An 18,540-nucleotide genomic window follows, 5' to 3' on the forward strand; every position below is an offset into this window, starting at 1 on the left:
TGCCAGTGCGAGTCAGATCTGTCAGGCCGGATGAATGGCCTCGCCGGCACCCGTGCGGATGCAGACCCGATTCCGGCCGTTTCGCTTGGCCTCGTACAGAGCCTGGTCGGCGTTGCGCAGCAGGACATCGAGATCTTCGCCGGGCTGGCAAAAATAGCCGCCAACACTGATGGTTACCGGTGTTCCGGTGCGCTGGCTTTCCTGCTCGACACTGGCGCGAATACGACAGGCAATCTGCTCCAGCGTGGCGGCATCGCAGGGTGAGAGCAGGACTACAAACTCGTCGCCACCCCAGCGACCGGGGTGGTCGTAGGGCCGAACCGCCGCTTTCAGCCAGAGCGCAACCCGGCACAGAATCTCGTCTCCGGCCTGATGGCCCTGGCTGTCGTTGATGGCTTTGAAGTGGTCTATGTCCAGCCACAGAAGCCCGAAGCCCTTCTGCTCCCTTTCCGCGCGCTGAATTTCCTCATTCATCACCTCGTCCAGGCCCCGCCGGTTCTTCAGGCCGGTCAGGGCATCCACCCGGGCCAGACGCTGCAGTTCTTCGGTGCGGTGGGCCACCTTCTGTTCCAGCTCGCGGGTGGTATCTTGCAGGGAGTGGGACATTTTTTCGAAATGATCCACCAGGCGGCCGATCTCGTTGTCCGGTTTTGGCAGGTAGGGAAGATCAAAGCGACCGTCCCGTAACCGGTGCACGGCTTCCTCGAGGCTGATGACCGGGCGCAGAATGCGGGACTGTATGATCTGGTGGAACAGCACCAGGGTGACCAGCAGGCTGACCAGAAACACCGCTACCAGAGGCCAGAGATAGCTCCGGGGGATCAGTGTGTTCAGGTCCAGCAGGGTAATCTCAAACCAGCCAATGGCGGGCAGAAAGGCCACGCCGGCCAGATGCTTGCGGCCATCCACCGACACAAACCCGCTTTCCACCGCGCCATCTTCGCCATTACGCTGTTTGAGCATCTGCAGCATGCCCAGAATCTGCTGTTTGTCCTGGGGATCGTCGAACAGTAGATCCACGGTGTTTTTCTGGCCTTCGGGTTTGATGATGGTGGCAAAATCGATGTAGTTGCGATCGCGATACAGCTGGATGGCGCCGTTATAGTCCACGAACAGAGTGGTAATGCCGTCCTGGCCGATGTCGACAATGTCCTGCAGAAAGTCGTCCAGATTCAGGCCGGTACCCACCATGCCGACGATGTTGTTGTCGGCATCGCGCATGAGCACGTCTATCCACAGCTTGGTAACGCCCAGTTCGGTATCGGGATTGACGTTCAGGTGAAAGTCGCGGCCTTCGTCAATGAGCTGGAAGAACCAGGCATCGTCGGGTTTGTCCGGGCTCAGCACATAGCGGAACTGGTCGCCGGCGTAATCGTTGGAGGCGTTGTTGTAGTAGTAATGACCATTGGAGCGGAGGGCCACAAAATAGCTGTTATCCCGGAAGTTGCTGCGGAAACTCTCCATCTGGCGGATGGCCTGGTTTTCCAGCGCGGGGTCTTCCGGTGACTGGGCCCACTGAATCAGTGTGGAGGAGCGGGCCATTTGCCGGGCCAGCCCGATTTCCCGCTCCAGGGACTGCAACAGTCGGGCGCTGTCATAGCGTACCTGGATCTCGGCGACCTGCTGGCCCCAGCGTTCAATAATATCTTCCGATAATGCCCGATAGGCCAGCCAGGAAGCGGTTCCTGCCGCTATGATCAACAGCGCGGCCAGCCCGAGAATGCGGGTTTTGAGGCTCAAAATGTGTCCTTGCCAATCGTGTTCTGAATCTATACTCCATCATAGAACAGAGCGGGGCTATCGTGTAGAAAAAATAGGCAGACTTTGGGCGCAGACTTGCAATCTGCGCCCCAGCCCAGCCTCGCAGGCACAACCATCAGTTATGTTGGTTGAACACCCGCGTCTGGCCCTGGTCGTTGAACAGAATAACCTTGTAGTGATCTTTCCGGTCGCCCATCTCCATACCCGGAGAGCCCGCCGGCATACCCGGTACGCTCAGGCCGGTGGCCTTGGGGGCTTCCGCCAGCAGGCGCTTGATGTCGTCTGCCGGCACATGGCCTTCAATCACATAACCGTCGACAAAGGCGGTATGGCAACTGCCCAGACCCGGAATCAGCCCGGCTTCGGCTTTGATCCTGCCCATGTCGTCGCTGTTGGTGGCGGTGACATCAAAACCATTTTCTTCCAGATGGTCGATCCAGTCGCCGCAGCAGCCGCACGTGGGGGATTTGTACACATGAATGCTTTGGGCCGCACCGCCGGCAAGGGCGGTGGTGCTGAATCCCAGGGCAGCCATCAGGCCGAGGGCAAGGGTGTGTCTTCTCATGGTGATTACCTCAGTGATGTTGATCGGAGTTGTCCGAGTTAGAGCCGGAGAGCCAGAACCACCAGACAATGGCAGCCATCAGGGCGAGACCACCGGCATTGACCAGAAATGTTGTCATCAGTTCCGCTCCTCTGCTGATACCTGGGGTTGGCTGGTCTTGAACAGCCGCAGCCGGTTGGCGTTGGAAACCACCGTCACTGAAGACAGCGACATGGCGGCGCCGGCCAGGATCGGACTCATCAGGATGCCCCACACAGGGTAGAGCAGGCCGGCGGCCACCGGAATACCCAGGGAGTTATAGATAAAGGCCCCGAACAGGTTCTGGTGAATGTTCTTCACCGTTGCCCGGGAGATCTCGATGGCGTCTGGCACCCCGTGCAGGGAACCGCGCATCAGGGTGATGGACGCACTTTCAATGGCCACGTCGGTGCCGGTTCCGATGGCAAAGCCGACGTCCGCAGCTGCCAGCGCCGGGGCATCGTTGATGCCATCCCCCACCATGGCCACCGTGTAGCCTTTACCCCGCATTTCGCTGACCACTTCGGCTTTGTCCTCCGGCAACACCTCGGCCCGGTAGTCATCGATGCCGGCCTTGGCCGCAATGGCCTTGGCGGTGGCATCGACATCGCCGGTGACCATCATCACCTTGATGCCAGCGTCGTGAAGGCGCCGGATGGCAGCCTCGGAATCCGGTTTAATGGCATCGGCCACGCCGATGACACCCAATACTTGCTGGCCCACCGCCAGGAACAGCGGCGTGCCGGCTTCCTGGGTAATGGTTTTGGCTGCATCATCCAGAGCCTCGACAGACAGCCCTTCGGTTTCCAGCCAGCGCCGATTGCCCAGGCGTACCGGTTCGCTATCAAGCTTGCCTTGTACACCTTTGCCATTGAGCGCTTCAAAGCCGGAGACCGGTTCTGGCTCAATATCGTTCTCGCGGGCCCGGTCCAGAATGGCTTCTGCCAGCGGATGCTCGGAATGCTGCTCCAGCCCGGCGGCTAATGCCAGCAGGCGTGTCTCATCGCCGTTTGTCGCGTGCACCCGGGTTACCGCGGGATGGCCCTCGGTAATGGTGCCGGTTTTATCCAGAATCACCAGATCGATTTTTCCGGCAGTCTGCAAGGCATCGCCCTGGCGAATCAGCGCACCGTACTCTGCTGCCTTGCCGACACCCACCATCACCGACATGGGCGTGGCCAGCCCCAACGCGCAGGGGCAGGCAATGATCAGTACCGTGGTGGCGGCCACCATCATGTGCACCACCGCCGGCTCCGGCCCGACGTTGTACCAGACCAGCGCCGACACCACGGCAATCAGCATCACCGTGGGCACGAACACCGAAGAGATCTTGTCTGCGAGCCGGCCAATGGCGGGTTTCGAGCCCTGGGCCTTTTTCACCAGCTTGATGATCTGGGCCAGCGCGGTCTCGCTGCCCACCCGGGTAGCTTCATAAATAATCGAGCCGTGGGTGTTCAGAGTACCGGCCGAGACCTCATCGCCTTCGCCCTTGCCCACCGGCATGGGCTCACCGGTCAGCATGCTTTCATCAATGCGGGTGGAGCCTTCGGCAATCACCCCGTCCACTGGCAGCTTCTCGCCCGGGCGCACCCGGATGCGGTCGCCTATCTGAACCTCGTCAACGGGAATATCCTGTTCCTGGCCGTCGCGGATCACCCGGGCCGTTTTCGCCCGTAAATCCAGCAGCCGGCGCACCGCTTCCGAGGTCTTGCCCTTGGCCCGCAACTCCAGGGCCTGGCCCAGATTGATAAGGCCAATGATCATCGCCGAAGCCTCGAAATACACATGGCGCGCCATCTCTGGCAGCGCCTCCGGCGCACTGGCTACCACGATCGAATACAGCCAGGCGGTGCCGGTACCCAGAGCAATCAGCGTGTCCATATTGGCGTTATGATGTTTGAACGCCTTCCAGGCCCCGGTGTAGAAATGCCCGCCGGAGGCAATCATCACCCCAAGAGTGAGAATGCCCAGATTGATCCAGGTAAGCTGATTGGCCTCGGTCACCATCATCGACCCGAAGCCCATGCCCCAGATCATCAACCCAAGGCCCAGCCCCAGACTGATGGCCATCTTCACCAGCAGCACCTTGTACTGCTTCTTGTCTTCTTCCTGCTTGCGGTCGTCGTCGGCATCCGCGTCTTCAATCACCCGGGCACCATAACCCGCACTCTCCACCGCCTGCACCAGCGCCTGCGGATCGGCATCGCCGCTGGCGGTCGCGGTGCTGTCCGCCAGATTCATATGGGCGTGAGTGACACCGGCAACCGACATCAACGCCTTCTCAATGGTATTCACACAGGATGCACAGGTGGCCCCACTGACCGCCAGCGCGATCTGCCCGTCGCCGGCATCCGATGGCTCGACGTCGGCCGAGGGAGCTGGTGTATCCAAGTCCGGCGCCTTATCAGCGGCAGAATTATCCTTTTTGGATGCGCAACAACTGCCGATGGGTTCGTTATGAACCAACGGCTCCGCCGGGTAGCCAGCCTCCGTTACTATCCGTGCCGCCTCGGCGCTATCCACATTCTCAGGGAGGGCCACGGTCTGGTCTTCGAGATTCACCTCCACCCGCTCGGTGCTCCCGGTCAGCGGTTCCAGAGCATGACGAATCTTCTTCGCACAACCCTGACAAGAGGCGCCGGAAATACTCAGCGCTGTTTTCAGAACCGATGCTTCACTCATTACTCAAGACTCCTCACAGCAGGATGATGACGAAGGATCATCCCAATGTTCGATTAACCGACAAATCGTATGTCCATCCGGCGTACCATCGGGCATGTCCTGCCAGGTGGACAATGCCGACACCATCCGCGCCCGCAACTTCTGCAACTCCGAAATCTCCCGCTCAACCTCCGCCAGCCGCTGCTGGAACACATCCCGAACCATCGGGCAGGGCGAATGATGATCGTCCGCCTGCTCCAGAATCTGCCGTATCTCCGGCAGAGAAAACCCCAGCTGCCGTGCCTTGCGGGCAAACCGTAACCGGCGCAGATCCTCGGCATCGTATTGCTGATAGTTGTTGTCCGGGTTCCGTGTCGGGCGCAACAAGCCCTCCCGGGTGTAGAACCGGACGGTATCCGGGTTAACCCCGGCGGCGGTGGCGATTTCTTTGACTTTCATAAGCAATGTCCAGCAAAAAACGAAGACCAGATACCGGGAAACCACGGATCAAGTCAGCGGAGTGCTGGTGCGGGGGTAGCCCTTCCGAAAATGTTCGGAGCCATGGATGGCGGAGACAAGCGTACAAGGATGTACTCGCAGCGGTTTTCGGAAGGGCTACCCCCGTGCCGGCACGGCAAACTCACTACGTTGAAGATTAGACTAAAACCTGTGACCAACTCACAGGTCAAAGGTTTTCGGAGAGAAATTCAAGAAGAGGCGTTTTTCGAACGCAGAAACACACCACAGGACTTGCACTGATCCGGCGCCATCAGCTTCGCCTGCCAGCCAATTTTCACGCCACAGGCAGGGCACCTCAGCCGCAACTGCAGAACCACAATCGGCGCCACCAGCAACGCCAGCAACACCCCCAGCGACCCCCAGTCATCGCCGGACGACAGCCCCAACTGACTGCTGAACACCAGCACCACAATCAACGCCACAAACGCAAACACAAAATAATTCCGGTTCCACCGCTCCCAGCGGCGAAGCTGTGCATCCTGCTCCGAAGTCAGATATCTGGCCGACATAATGCTCTCGTGACAAACCGTTGAAAGTGAAGTGTGGAGTTCTGGCCCAGTAATTACAAACCGGAACCGACGGGCAGGCCCGGAATCAGAATGCCTTCCGCAAGCGCCCGCTCAAGATCGGCCGCCGGAATCGGCCGGCTGATCAGATAGCCCTGGGCCAGATTGCATCGGTGCGCTTTCAGGAAGTTCAGTTGCTCCTCCGTCTCGACGCCTTCAGCCACTACCTGAATGCCCAGGTTGTGGGCCAGATTGATCACCGCCCGGGTAATCACCGCATCATCGTGGCGCTCAGTGACGTCGGTAATGAACGACCGGTCAATCTTCAGCAGGTCGACCGGGAAATCTCTCAGATAGCCCAGCGACGAGTAACCAACCCCGAAGTCATCAATCGCCAGATGCACACCTAACTGGTGCAGCTGGGATAACTGATTGAGGTTGTGCTCGATGTTCTGGATAAAGATTTCCTCAGTCAGTTCCACCTCCAGCCTCGACGGATCCACCGCCTCCGATGCCAGGGTTGAACGGATATGGTCAATCAGGGAATCGTCATCCAGTTCGCGGCCAGACAGATTCACCGCGACTCTCAGGTGCTCACAGGGCGTGCCTTTCCAGCGCGCCAGTTGACGGCAGGCGGCCAGTACCACCCAGCGGCCGATCTCGGTAATCCGGCCGCTTTCCTCAGCCAGCGGAATAAACTCCACCGGAGGCAGGAGCCCGCGAACCGGGTGTTGCCAGCGAATCAGCGCCTCGACACTGTTGATCTCGCCGGTGTCGAGATTGAGCTGGGGCTGGAAGTAAAGCACGAATTCATCATTGGCCAGCGCCTGGCTCAGGTCCCGGTCCAGCTCAAGACGCAGCACTTCGCGGTCCTGCATGCCCTCGGTATAGAACTGGTAGGTATTACGGCCCTGCTCCTTGGCCCGGTACAGGGCAATATCGGCATTGCGCAACAGCGTATCCGCGTCCAGACCACTCTGGGGATAAACCGCCACACCCATGGTCGCGGTAATACTGTGAGCCTCGCCCTGCACCTCGAACGGCGCGGCGAAACACTGCTTGATCTGGCCCAGCAGGTGAATCACATCGTCAATGTCATCGACCTGTTGCTGACACACCATGAACTCGTCACCACCGGAGTAGGCGACCAGTACCCGCTCATTGCTCAACCCGTTCAGCCGTTCAGACACCTTGATCAGAAGCTCATCCCCGAACTGATGCCCGAGGGAATCGTTAAGCATCTGAAAGCGGTCAAGATCCAGCATCACCAGGGCGATCTGGCGCAGCTGTCGATCGGCAATGTTGATGGTATGCGCGAGGTCTTCCATGAAGAAGCGGCGATTGGCCAGACCCGTGAGGGTGTCGGTCGACTCCAGCCGTTCCAGGTCCACCTGCATGGCTACTCGCTGATCGATTTCCTGTTCCAGTTCTTTACGGGTTTTGAGCAGAGCCTGGTTGCGTTTCAGGATGAGTTGCACCAGCAGGGTAGTAAGGCTGGTGAGCAGGCCCATCAGAAGCAGGCTGGTAAAGGTCATGGTAGGCCAGCTGCTGCGCTGGCCTTCGACCCACTGTCTCGAAGGCGTGAGTGTCAGTGACCAGTCCAGGGACGGCAGGTTGATCGGTACGGTGTGGTTCAGCGAGTTATCAAGGTCCGACGAGGTGTTCAGCAGATAACTGGTCTGGTCACTCTGGGTGATGGTGACCTGGAACTGTTCAAGGACCCGCCGGGTCAACATTTGCTCTGCCAGCGTATTCATTCTGAAAACGCCAGCCATGAAACCGTTATTGGCATCACCCCGCCCGACAGGATGATAGATCACCAGACCCTCTCCGCCCTGTCGGAGGTCAATGATGCCGGAAATATCGTACTGTCCGGAGGCTGCAGCCTGCGATAGCGCCGCTCGCCGCTGTTCATTGAAGGCGACATTGAAACCGATGACATCGTTGTTGCCGCTCAGGGGTTCCAGCCAGCGGATGATGTAGTTGCGGTCAACCCATTCAATGGCCTGGTAAACCCCGAAGTCTCTCAGATAATTGCGCGCATCCTCACGCCAGAGCGCCTCGGTCTGGGATGGATTGGCCTGCATGCGCATGGCCATACGACCGATGGCATCGAGGTGCACCATGAATTCGCGCTCAAGGTTGTTGGCGAGCGTTCTGGCTTCATTGCTGAGATTGGTCTGGATCTGGTGGGTATTCTGCTGGATCAGGCCAACCCGGAGCCCGGAGGCAATACCCAGAAACACCAGGAAGATCAGAACCGGGAAAACCGGGCTCATCAGCGCACGAACGACCAGTCTGATGGATGTCTCGGGTTTCTCCACATCATGCTCCGGAGTGAGTGGGTTCGGGATACCTGGGTTAACGGCAGGCTCGCGCTGATTATGAATGATTTGCAACGCTCTTTGCCATTAGCTGTTCGATCCGCCCCCTAAGGGATATCCCGAAAGCGCCGTCAGGTAAAGCCCTGGTGATTTCCCGAGTGGTGTGCTCAAGCCCCATCTGCTCACCGAGGTCCACGACTCGCGGCGTGACCGGCTTTTTCGAGGGATCCAGCAGTATCTCAACCCTCGGTTTGAGTTTGCGCCCGGGGTGCGTACTTACTACCAACGCGACTTCTCCTGTGCTCAGTTCGACCAGGCTGCCCGGGGGATAGATACCCATCATTTTGATAAAGGCCTCGACCATATCGGCGTCGAATTGCTGCCCCCGGTTCTTGAACAGAATCCTTACGGCGTCGGCCGGTGACATGCCATCGCGGTAACACCGGTCGCTGGTCATGGCATCGTAGGCGTCGACGATGGCAATCAGGCGGGCAAACCGGCTGATCTGCCACTCCGGCAACTGTTGTGGATAGCCCCGGCCGTCGATGCGTTCATGGTGATGCAGGGTCACATCGCTGATGATCGGGTCCAGGCTTGGATCCTGCTTCAGGAGCTCATGGCCCAGGGTGGTGTGTTTCCGCATCACCTCATATTCCTGGGGGGATAACGGCCCGGGTTTGTTGAGGATCTCGTCCGGTACCCGTAACTTGCCGATATCGTGTAAGAGCCCGCACATGCCGGCCACTTCCAGGTCATCCTCGGGCAGGCCCAGGAAACGGGCAAAGGCCACGGTAAAAATGGCGACGCGTAAACAGTGTTCGGCGGTGTAGGCGTCCCGGTGCTTGATCCGTGCCATCCAGAACATGGCGCTGGCGTTGGCTTTGACACTGTCCACGCAGGAGCGAATCAGGGGGCGGGCAGACGCCAGCTCCAGATCGTTATGCTGCTCGATGTCCCGGATCACCTTTTCCACGAATTGCTGGGTTCGGCTCCAGGTGTCGGCAGCCCTGGGCAGTTCCTGTTCGAGCGTGCAGGTTTCCTGCAGGGGTTCGGTGGTGCGTTGCTTCAGGTGGGGAATCTGATCCAGAACCGGGGCCAGCTTTTCAGCCTCATCTTCGACCACCACCCAGGCGCAATACTGGCGCAGTACCCGGGCTTCGGCCTCGGTCTGCAGGGTGAAGCCCTGGAACAGGACCGGCACTTCGGTCCAGGGGCGGTCAAGCTTGACCACTTTCATGCCGGACTGAAGCAGGTCCACAGGCAGCCGCACCCGTTCCAGTACAACGTCTGCAGACGCTTTGGGGGTGCTCTGAACATCGCGGCCTTTAGCGGCGGCTCTGGATTTGCCTGGTTTACTTCGGAACCACATGGCCCTGCCAGTCTTCGAATTATTGTCCAGAGAGTATGTCAGACTGTCGCAATTGGTAACAGTTACGATCTGAAACTGTGATCTGGCTCTTGATCCAGCTCAGCTCCGGTAGCCGGTTCTCAGGCCAGCTACCGCAATGCAGGCAATCGGCAGGGGCGGGAAAGGGCGTTCAGCGATTGGCCGGGGTGCGCAGGCCGTGCCGTGGAATCTCCTGCTTGGGACAGCGATCCATCACCACCGTCAGGCCGGCAGCTTCGGCACGTTGGGCGCCGGTTTCATTGATCACGCCGATCTGCAGCCAGAGCACCGGAACCTTCTGCTCAATGGCCTGGTCGATTACCGCATCGGTGCGCTCCGGGGCCAGGAACAGTTCCACCATATCCACTGGCTCCGGCAGCGAGGCGAGATCTGCATAGACGGTTTCGCCCAGAACCTGTTGCCCGGCCAGGCGCGGGTTCACCGGAATCACCCGGTAACCCTGGTGCTGTAGGTATTCCATCACCTCATGGGACGGCCGGTTGGTCTTCTCGCTGGCACCCACGAGGGCGATGGTATTTACCGATTCCAGAATGTCCCGGATCTGGTCAGGGCTGTTGCTGGGCATGATGCAGATTCTCCTAGTCGCGACTGGCTTCCAGGGTCACGGAAACCGATTCTGCATAACGTAGCGCATGGGGCTTGTCGATTTCTACCTCGGCCCAACGCACGGCGCCATGTTTCATGACGATGGTCAATACTTCGTGGGTCAGGCGCTCCAGCAAGGCAAAGCGCTGGCCGTCCACATGGGCGATGATCTGCTTGGTAATGGTTCGGTAGTTGAGCGCAGCAGAGATTTCATTGCGCTCGATAGCCTCCGAGGCATCGTAGGTCAGGCAAACGTTAATCACCACGTCCTGCTGGTTGTTGATCTCCTCTTCCTTGATGCCGATATAGGCGCGCAGAAGAAGGTTCTTGATCTGGACACGGGCCAGCGGTTTCTGGGCGTTTGCCATAACAACTCCCTGGGGTCAGTCGGATGTTAGCGGTTGCTTGAAATCAGATTCAGGAACTCGGTCCGGGTTGCCTGGGATTTGCGGAACTGCCCGAGCATCATGGAGGTTTTCATGCGCGAGTTCTGCTTCTCGACGCCGCGCATCATCATGCACATGTGCTGGGCTTCAATGACCACCGCAACGCCCTTGGCCTGGGTAACGCTCTCGATGGCCTCGGCAATCTGCCGGGTAAGGTTTTCCTGAATCTGTAACCGGCGGGCATACATGTCGACGATGCGGGCAAACTTGGACAAGCCCAGCACCTTGCCCTGGGGCAAATAGGCGATGTGGCACTTGCCGATGAAGGGCAGCATATGATGCTCACACATGCTGTACAGTTCGATGTCCTGAATCACCACCATTTCGTCCATGGCGGATTCAAACACGGCGTTATTAACCAGCTCTTCGAGGTCCTGCTGGTAGCCGCGTGTGAGGAACTGCATGGCCTTGGCTGCACGCATGGGCGTGTTCTGGAGGCCTTCTCGATCCGGGTCTTCGCCCAGGCCCTGGATAATAGTGCGGTAGTGATCGGCCAGATCATCAAGGGGTAGAGACATAATCGATTCCGGTTTGGGGTGTCTGAAAAAGGCCAAAGCTTAAGGCAATTCGCCGGGTATCTCCATGGTTTACGTCTGTGGCATAGAAAAGGACCACCGCACAGGCCGCCAAAGGCGATATGGCCCCGGCCGCAGCTTTGCACTAAAGTGTGGGGAGTTTCGGGTACGGTCATGGATTGCACATGGAACAGGTGATACCGGGTTCAGAAGTGGCGGCATCTGGTCGCCAGGAGACATTTACGCTGGAAGGCTGGCAACAGGCTGGCAAATGGTTCAGTTACGAGGGGCATGCCATCTTCAGCCGCATGGGAGGGCAGGGTGAACCGCTCGTTCTGTTGCACGGCTTCCCGACCGCGAGCTGGGACTGGAGCCGGATCTGGCCCATGCTGGTGCGCGAGCATAACCTGCTGACTCTGGACATGCTCGGTTTCGGCTTTTCCGACAAACCGCTGCATTATTCCTACAGCATCGAAGATCAGGCGGATTTGATTCAGGGCTGGATAGAAGGGCTGGGTCTGGAGCGGGTGCATCTGTTCGGACATGATTACGGCACCACGGTCGTCCAGGAACTGCTGGCCCGGGAGCAGGAGGGCGAGCTGTCGTTTTCCATCAGCAGTGTCTGCCTGCTAAACGGTGGTCTGTTTCCGGAAGTTCACCATCCCCTGTTTATCCAGAAGATTCTGCGCAGCCCCCTGGGTGGCCTCATTGGCCGGGGGCTCAGCCGATCGCTCTTCGAACGAAACTTCCGACGTCTGTTCGGGTCACGTAATCCGCCGGGCAGGCAGGACATGGACGACTTCTGGCATTTGCTGAACTACAACAACGGCCGGGGCGTGTTGCACCGCCTGATCCAGTTCATGGAGGAGCGTCGTTGTCACCGCAACCGCTGGGTCGGAGCGTTGCAAAAGGCGGAGCAGCCCATGCGACTGATTTCCGGCGGTGCCGACCCGGTGTCCGGCGCCGCCATGGCCCGGCGCTATCGGGAGCTGATCCCTCAGGCCGATGTTGTGATGTTGCGCAATGTCGGGCATTACCCCCACTTTGAGCAACCCTGGGATGTCTACAGCGCCTACAGGGAGTTTCGCAAGGCGCGCTAGCCAGCTCAGGCCGGTGTGGTGCCGCCGGTGGCCGGGTTTGCCATTGGCGCCCGATCCAGGATGTCCTCCTGGCTCGCGAGCCTGGGAGCGTTCACCACCTGATTCCGGCCACGGGATTTCGCTTCGTACAGAGCCTGGTCTGCCCGGTTGAGCCATACTGACCAGGTCTCCCCCTGGGTGACTTCCGCCACGCTGGCACTCGCGGTAACCCGGATGTCATCCAGAAACGGCCGGGCGCTGATGCTGGTCAGCAACTGGTGCGCCAGGGTGTCGGCGTCTTTCTGCCTGGTTTCCGGGAGTACGACCATGAATTCTTCGCCGCCGATACGGAACAGCTGATCGCTTTCCCGCAACCGCTTGCGTACCCGCAGCGCCATTTCCTTGAGCACCTTGTCACCGGCCAGGTGGCCCCAGCGGTCATTGATGGTCTTGAAATAATCCAGATCAATCAGTACCAGGCTGGACACCCGTTCATAGCGTTCCCGCATCTGAATCTGGCTGTTCAGGATATCCGCCAGTTGGGAGCGATTCAGGCAGCCGGTCAGTGGATCGGTTGTCGCCAGGCGGGTAAGCTCGGCCTGCAGGCGCCCCACCAGCCAGGCAAAGATCATGGCAAACAGGCAGCTGAGACCGAGTGAAAAGGTAATGCGCCAGAAGTCTGCCTCTGGAAACTTGAGGAAAGACACCACCGCCATGACCGAGACAAACACGACATTGCAGAAAATGGCTTCACGCAGGGGAAGCAGAAAAAACAGGGCAATGGCCGCAGGATAAGCCCAGTAGAGCCCGGCATGGCCATTGATGAGAGTGGAATAGGCGGCGCACACCACGGCCAGTATGGGGAACAGGCGGCCTTTGAAGAAATAGGTGCTTCGAAAACGCAGGAATGCGATCACCAGGGCCGCGTTGGCGCAGAACAGAATCAACAGGGATGACAGCAGCACGTTGCCATGCTGCCACTGCACCATGACCAGGGGGGCGACCGCAATAAAGGCCCAGATGTGCAGATGGTAGACCAGCTGCCGCTTGAACCCCAGAACAGCCAGGGTCGGGTTGGTTGCCAGGGTATTTGGCGAGGCAAAAAGATTCACAGCCTACTCCCGCTGTTCATAACCGGCATGTTTCCGTTTGTAATCGATGGCTCCAGTCTAGCACGGAGTGTGATGGGCGAAAGCAAAAACCACGGATCGACGTAATTCGTAAAAACTATGCCGGAGGCACCTGTTATTCAGAATATACATAGCCGTCATGAATTCTGTTCAGTTGGCCGTCTCCAGCCGGTCGGATACACTCGCCGCACACTTCAGGGGAGAAAGGAATGACTGCCATTCACAGCCGGATGCCGGCACTGACCATCCGAGCGGGACGCCGGGCTTTGCAGCGCCTGCAGCAAAAACCGCTGGGGCCCGAAGATGTTCACGTGATTCCGGGGGCAGCCGGTGGCCCGAAGGCGCTGGGAATCAGTGGCCTGGACAAGGCCATTTTTGGTGACTGGTTGCCGCAGGCTCCCCAGGAAAGGGCCCTGATCGGATCTTCCATCGGCAGCTGGCGGTTTGCCGCCATTGCCTCTTCAGATGATCCCAAGGCCCAGTTGGCGCGCCTGGCCGAGCTGTACACCAGTCAGCGATTTGCCAAAGGCGTCAGCGCTGCGGAAATCTCCCGCAAAAGCATACTGTTTCTGGAGGAGCTGCTGGGGGGCCGGGAAGACTTTCTGCTCAGCCATCCCTGGTACCGGTTGAGCATTGTAGTAGTGCGCAGTCTTGGCCTGTTGCAACACGATACCCGTGGCAGGCTGAGCCTCGGGTTGATGCGGGCTATCAGCGCCAACATGGTCAGCCGCCGGCACCTGGGTCGTTTTATGGAACGTGGCATTGTGCACGATGCCCGGGGCCGCGCGCCGGTCTCAAGCCTGGTGGATTTCCCCAGTCATGAAGTGCCCCTGAGCCGGGATAACCTGTTGCCGGCCCTGCTGGCGTCCGCTTCCATTCCTCTGGTGATGTCCGGAGTCCGCAATATTCCGGGCGCGCCAGAGGGTGTATACCGGGATGGCGGACTGCTCGATTATCACCTCGACCTGCCTTACCAGCAGCCTGGCATTATCCTCTATCCGCATTTTACGGATCGTGTGGTTCCCGGCTGGTTCGATAAAACCTTGCCCTGGCGTCGGGGCGATGCCAGTCGACTGCAGGATGTCGTGCTGGTATCGCCGTCACCGGATTACCTGGCAACCCTGCCGGATCGCAAACTCCCGGATCGAAAGGACTTCGAGAAGTACGTCGGCGATGATGCCGGTCGCGAACGAGCCTGGCGTCGAGCGATCTTGGAGAGTGACAGGTTGGGTGATGAGTTTCTTGAGCTGGTTGAGAGTGGGCGGCTGCTGGACCGGATTCAGCCCTTGTGAGTCGCTGGTAGATCGCGCTGGCCGTCTATGCGGGCCCTAGTCCGGGGTAGCACTGAGCCGAAAGCCGGTAATGCCGTGGACGGGATCCTTGATGGGTTTCAGGCGCAGACAGACCCGCACTGGCCGGGTATCCTCGGCCCCGATCAGTACCAGGTCGGTTCGGGTCAGGTCTTCCTCGCTGCGGGCGCTGTCCAGGCTTTCCCGAAACCGGCTGCGGTCTTGTTCGGATACCAGTTGTTCAAACGGCTGATCGGTCAGGTCGGAGGGCGCGCGACCGAGCACGTCGGCAATCTGGGCGGACACAAATCCGATGCGTCCCTGGTGATCCAGTTCGGCGATTACCGCTCCGCCCAGCCGGACCAGATCCCGGCTTCTTGCTTCGCTGTCGTTCAGCGCATGCCGGAGCACAGACTTCTCCACCTGCAGATTGGTAATCTGTTGTTGATCGCGATCGAGTTGTGCCTGTTGCTGCCGGATTCTGGCATTGCGGATGGCTAGTCGACGGCAGGCGACCAGCATCAGTAAGGCTGCGAGTACCGAGATACCGGCACCTGCAGTAAGAATCTGCCAGCGCGCCTGGTTCGAGGCCCGGTCTATCCACCCTGCGCTGGGCGTGGTGGTGACCATCCAGTGCCTGCCGGGCAGTGTCAGCTCGGTCCGAAGGGCCTCGGAATCCCGGGGCTCATCTACGTTGCCGAGCTCCAGCACAGCCTGTTTGGTGTGTCTGGCGAGCGTATCGATTCGAAGCTGCAGGCCCTTGGGCAGATCTGTCGCCAAAGCTGAGGTCAGCGATGCAGGCAATTGCTGCCCCGGCGTGTGTTGTAGACGGGCTGCGATCGTCGCAACCAGAGCCTGATGCCTGGCATGGTAGGCCTCAAGACCAAGGTCAGCGATAGTTCGCGCCAGGGTGTTGGCCAGTGCCACTGACACCAGTATGCCGATACCCAGGATAACCCCGGGCATCCAGAGACCCGGCCAGAGCCGGAATCGGGTGCCGGGTGTGTTACGAAGGTCGCTGTCCATGCTGGTGTGCTCCCGCGAGGCCTTTGCTGCTCGGATACCGCCTAACTTTAGACCAGCAATACCGGCCCGGCAATTCGGGCGCCGCCCTGTGCTGACTGGTGGCGCGGATGGTCAGTGCCGGCTCTGGCGGGCACCTGCATACACCATCAGGAACACCAGAAATGCAGTGACCACCACCGATGGTCCGGCCGGCGTGTCCAGGTACCAGGACAGGGTCAGTCCGCCGGACACCGCCACCACCCCGAAGACCACTGCCAGGGCGGTCATGTGTTCGGGATTGTGGGCCAGTCGGCGTGCGGTTGCGGCCGGAATAATCAGCAGGGCGGTAATCAGCAGGACGCCGACAATCTTCATGGCCACCGCAATCACCAGCGAAAACATCAGCATCAACGCCAGCCGCAGGCGTTCCACCGGAATCCCTTCTACCCGTGCCAGTTCCTCATGAATGGTGCTCATCAGCAGGCCGCGCCAGAGCAGCGCCAGCAGAGACAGGACAAAGGCGGCGCCACCGTAGATCCAGACCAGATCCTGTCGGGTCATGGCCAGCAGATCGCCAAACAGCAGGCCGGTCAGGTCCACCCTGACATCCGGCATGAAGCTCAGGGTGACCAGGCCAATGGCCAGCGCGCTGTGCGCCAGGATGCCGAGCAGGGTATCGGTAGCCAGGGTGCGGGTCCGGGACAGCAGCACCAGGGCCAGCGCAATGAGCACACAGGTAATCACCACACCCAGATTCAAAGGCACGCTGATCAGAAAACTAAGCGCGATGCCCAGCAGGGCCGAATGGGCCAGCGTATCTCCAAAATAGGCCATGCGACGCCAGACTACGAAACAGCCAAGGGGACCGGCCACCAAAGCCACGCCCAGGCCGCCGAGCAGCGCCCGCCAGAAGAAGTCGCCCAGCACCGCATCAATGATGGTCATGGCTGCAACCTTCGTGGGCGTCCGCGGAAGAGACCACATCGCCATGGAGGTTATGGCGATGGTTGTGATGGTGGTGATAGACCGCCAGAGACTCGGCAACCTGATGACCGAAGGTTTCCACAAAGGCCGGGTCCTGGGAAATATCCTCCGGATATCCGCTGCAACATACGTGCTGATTAAGGCAGATAACCCGGTCTGTGGCCGCCATCACCAGATGCAGATCATGGGAGATCATGATGATACCGCAGTGCAGCTCATCCCGAAGCTGGCGAATCAGATCGTAGAGTGTGGCCTGGCCATTGATATCGACCCCCTGGGCGGGTTCGTCCAGTACCAGCAGATCGGGTTTCCGGGCCAGTGCCCGGGCGAGCAGCAGTCGTTGTTTTTCGCCGCCGGACAGGTGGTGGACGGACGCATCCAGTAGATGCGCGACCCCGGTCCTTTCCAGCGCTGCCTTGCAGTCTGACTGTGCACGTCCGCTGAGCAGCATGAAGCGCCGGACACTCAGTGGCAGAGTGGGCTCCAGAGTCAGGTGTTGGGGTACGTAACCGATCACCAGGCCGGGCGCCACCGATAATTGACCGCTGGTCGCCCGCTGAATCCCCAGTACGGTTTTGATCAGCGTGGTTTTGCCGGCACCGTTCGGGCCGATGATGGTGACGATATCGCCCCGGCTCACGGTCAGGTTGACCCGATCAACCACCGGCCGGTCGTCAAATGCCACCGTAAGCTGTTCTAGCCGGACCAGAGGGTCAGTCATTCGTTTGCTCCCCCTGACAGCGGGGGCAGAGGCCAGCCACTTCGAGGGTAACGTCGTCAGGAAGGAAGGCTTCCGCGCGCGCCGCGGATTCGATGGCCTGATTGAGTTCCGGCATGGCCAGTTCCAGCACCGTGCCGCACTGTCGGCAGATCAGAAAAGTACCGCGATGATGTTCACCGGCATGGGCACAGCCGACGAAAGCGTTGAGCGAGGCAATCCGGTGAACCAGTCCATGTTGAAGCAGAAAGTCCAGGGCCCGGTAGACCGTGGGGGGGGCGGCGTTATGTCCATCCGAGGACAGTTTGGCCAGAATATCGTAGGCGCCCAGCGGCTTGTGGGATTGCCAGATCAACTCCAGTACCCGTTCACGGATCGGAGTCAGGCGGGCGTTTTCATCGCGGCAGATGGCATGGGCATCGGATAATGCCTGGGCGACACAGGCCTGATGGTTATGGGGACGGTAGGGAAGTGCGCGTTCCGGCATGGCGTGGATCCTGCAAAATTTGCAACATTATAACATTTGCAGGCGGCCACGCCATGCCGACCGGAGGCTCAGTGATGTGCGTCGACGGCCAGGGATTCCAGGTATTCCAGATTCGGGATCCAGGCTGGCTCGCCGTCCACTTCCACCTGCATCAGATCCGCAGGGCCGGGGTCGCCGTCCAGTTGTCGGATCTGGTCTTCCATCAGGCGCGCCTGGCTGGGAATGCCCTGGGTGACCAGGGCCATGAACGGGGTGCTCTGGTGATTCGGGCCGATGGTATTGAGGATAATGATGCGGCCACGGTTGTCACCAGGGATGGTGAGCTTGTTGCCGTTGGCGGCGTCGTAGGAAATGACCGGCAGTGTGAGCCCGCGCCAGTCCAGGAACCCGGCCAGCCAGTCCGGTGTATTGGCGCCGGCATCGTTGCTGTTGAAATCCACCACCTCGGCAATGGAGACGTTGGGCAGCAGGAGCTGGCGGTCCGAGACCGGTATCATGACGCAGGACAGGGATTGGCTGTTTTCACTCATTGCTTGTTAC

Annotated in this window: 18 protein-coding genes; 2 read left to right on the forward strand and 16 right to left on the reverse strand. The window is 59.6% G+C overall.

Annotated elements, in window-relative coordinates:
• Positions 1-21: 21 nt before the first annotated feature.
• The 10 genes from ACAM27_RS03150 to folE form a co-directional block, all read right to left on the reverse strand.
• A complete protein-coding gene (locus ACAM27_RS03150) occupies positions 22-1,740 on the reverse strand; it encodes a GGDEF domain-containing protein (protein ID WP_023008710.1) in 1,719 nt (572 codons plus the stop codon).
• A gap of 136 nt (positions 1,741-1,876) precedes the next feature.
• A complete protein-coding gene (locus tag ACAM27_RS03155; RefSeq protein ID WP_023008709.1) occupies positions 1,877-2,326 on the reverse strand; it encodes a DUF411 domain-containing protein in 450 nt (149 codons plus the stop codon).
• 117 nt (positions 2,327-2,443) lie between these two features.
• A complete protein-coding gene (locus tag ACAM27_RS03160; protein ID WP_369612540.1) occupies positions 2,444-5,026 on the reverse strand; it encodes a heavy metal translocating P-type ATPase in 2,583 nt (860 codons plus the stop codon).
• Positions 5,027-5,029: 3 nt separating this feature from the next.
• Positions 5,030-5,464 (reverse strand): MerR family transcriptional regulator, encoded by a 435-nt coding sequence (locus ACAM27_RS03165; protein WP_014423036.1) that lies wholly within the window; start codon positions 5,462-5,464, stop codon positions 5,030-5,032.
• A gap of 248 nt (positions 5,465-5,712) precedes the next feature.
• Positions 5,713-6,033: a hypothetical protein gene (locus tag ACAM27_RS03170; RefSeq protein WP_011787190.1), complete on the reverse strand. Its 321-nt coding sequence runs from the start codon at positions 6,031-6,033 to the stop codon at positions 5,713-5,715.
• A 53-nt stretch (positions 6,034-6,086) separates the two neighbouring features.
• Positions 6,087-8,354: a putative bifunctional diguanylate cyclase/phosphodiesterase gene (locus ACAM27_RS03175; RefSeq protein WP_369612541.1), complete on the reverse strand. Its 2,268-nt coding sequence runs from the start codon at positions 8,352-8,354 to the stop codon at positions 6,087-6,089.
• A 58-nt stretch (positions 8,355-8,412) separates the two neighbouring features.
• Positions 8,413-9,723 (reverse strand): HD-GYP domain-containing protein, encoded by a 1,311-nt coding sequence (locus ACAM27_RS03180; RefSeq protein WP_369612542.1) that lies wholly within the window; start codon positions 9,721-9,723, stop codon positions 8,413-8,415.
• Positions 9,724-9,892: 169 nt separating this feature from the next.
• Positions 9,893-10,327 (reverse strand): CoA-binding protein, encoded by a 435-nt coding sequence (locus tag ACAM27_RS03185; protein WP_369612543.1) that lies wholly within the window; start codon positions 10,325-10,327, stop codon positions 9,893-9,895.
• Positions 10,328-10,340: 13 nt separating this feature from the next.
• Positions 10,341-10,715: a dihydroneopterin triphosphate 2'-epimerase gene (gene folX / locus ACAM27_RS03190; protein WP_369612544.1), complete on the reverse strand. Its 375-nt coding sequence runs from the start codon at positions 10,713-10,715 to the stop codon at positions 10,341-10,343.
• A 26-nt stretch (positions 10,716-10,741) separates the two neighbouring features.
• Positions 10,742-11,311 carry a GTP cyclohydrolase I FolE gene (gene folE / locus ACAM27_RS03195; RefSeq protein ID WP_011787185.1) on the reverse strand — a complete coding sequence of 190 codons (570 nt, stop codon included), beginning with the start codon at positions 11,309-11,311 and terminating at the stop codon, positions 10,742-10,744.
• Between the two features lie 182 nt (positions 11,312-11,493).
• Here folE and ACAM27_RS03200 point away from each other — a divergent pair, with 182 nt between their 5' ends.
• Positions 11,494-12,408, forward strand: coding sequence for an alpha/beta fold hydrolase (locus ACAM27_RS03200; RefSeq protein WP_222198119.1), 915 nt, complete (start codon positions 11,494-11,496; stop codon positions 12,406-12,408).
• A 5-nt stretch (positions 12,409-12,413) separates the two neighbouring features.
• Here the strand turns inward: ACAM27_RS03200 and ACAM27_RS03205 are convergent, their stop codons facing one another.
• Positions 12,414-13,499 carry a diguanylate cyclase gene (locus tag ACAM27_RS03205; RefSeq protein WP_369612545.1) on the reverse strand — a complete coding sequence of 362 codons (1,086 nt, stop codon included), beginning with the start codon at positions 13,497-13,499 and terminating at the stop codon, positions 12,414-12,416.
• 227 nt (positions 13,500-13,726) lie between these two features.
• Between ACAM27_RS03205 and ACAM27_RS03210 the strand changes: the two genes are divergently transcribed.
• Positions 13,727-14,809 (forward strand): patatin-like phospholipase family protein, encoded by a 1,083-nt coding sequence (locus ACAM27_RS03210; protein ID WP_022991338.1) that lies wholly within the window; start codon positions 13,727-13,729, stop codon positions 14,807-14,809.
• 36 nt (positions 14,810-14,845) lie between these two features.
• Here the strand turns inward: ACAM27_RS03210 and ACAM27_RS03215 are convergent, their stop codons facing one another.
• The 5 genes from ACAM27_RS03215 to ACAM27_RS03235 all read right to left on the reverse strand — a co-directional run bounded on the left by ACAM27_RS03215 (position 14,846) and on the right by ACAM27_RS03235 (position 18,530).
• A complete protein-coding gene (locus tag ACAM27_RS03215; protein ID WP_369612546.1) occupies positions 14,846-15,832 on the reverse strand; it encodes a PAS domain-containing protein in 987 nt (328 codons plus the stop codon).
• Positions 15,833-15,943: 111 nt separating this feature from the next.
• Complete coding sequence (znuB, locus tag ACAM27_RS03220) at positions 15,944-16,756, reverse strand: zinc ABC transporter permease subunit ZnuB (protein ID WP_041655189.1); 813 nt, start codon at positions 16,754-16,756, stop codon at positions 15,944-15,946.
• Entirely contained in the window at positions 16,743-17,516 is a 774-nt protein-coding gene (gene znuC, locus ACAM27_RS03225; protein WP_369612547.1) for a zinc ABC transporter ATP-binding protein ZnuC, read from the reverse strand. The genes znuB and znuC overlap by 14 nt, the downstream gene beginning before the upstream one ends.
• Positions 17,509-18,000, reverse strand: a complete 492-nt coding sequence (locus ACAM27_RS03230) for a Fur family transcriptional regulator (RefSeq protein ID WP_011787178.1) — start codon at positions 17,998-18,000, stop codon at positions 17,509-17,511. The genes znuC and ACAM27_RS03230 overlap by 8 nt, the downstream gene beginning before the upstream one ends.
• 68 nt (positions 18,001-18,068) lie before the next feature.
• The gene (locus tag ACAM27_RS03235; protein ID WP_113879316.1) at positions 18,069-18,530 is read right to left on the reverse strand and encodes a chemotaxis protein CheW; all 462 of its coding nucleotides are present in this window, start codon (positions 18,528-18,530) and stop codon (positions 18,069-18,071) included.
• Positions 18,531-18,540 lie beyond the last annotated feature (10 nt).

This window comes from Marinobacter sp. RI1, from assembly GCF_041155085.1.
Classification (GTDB): domain Bacteria; phylum Pseudomonadota; class Gammaproteobacteria; order Pseudomonadales; family Oleiphilaceae; genus Marinobacter; species Marinobacter nauticus.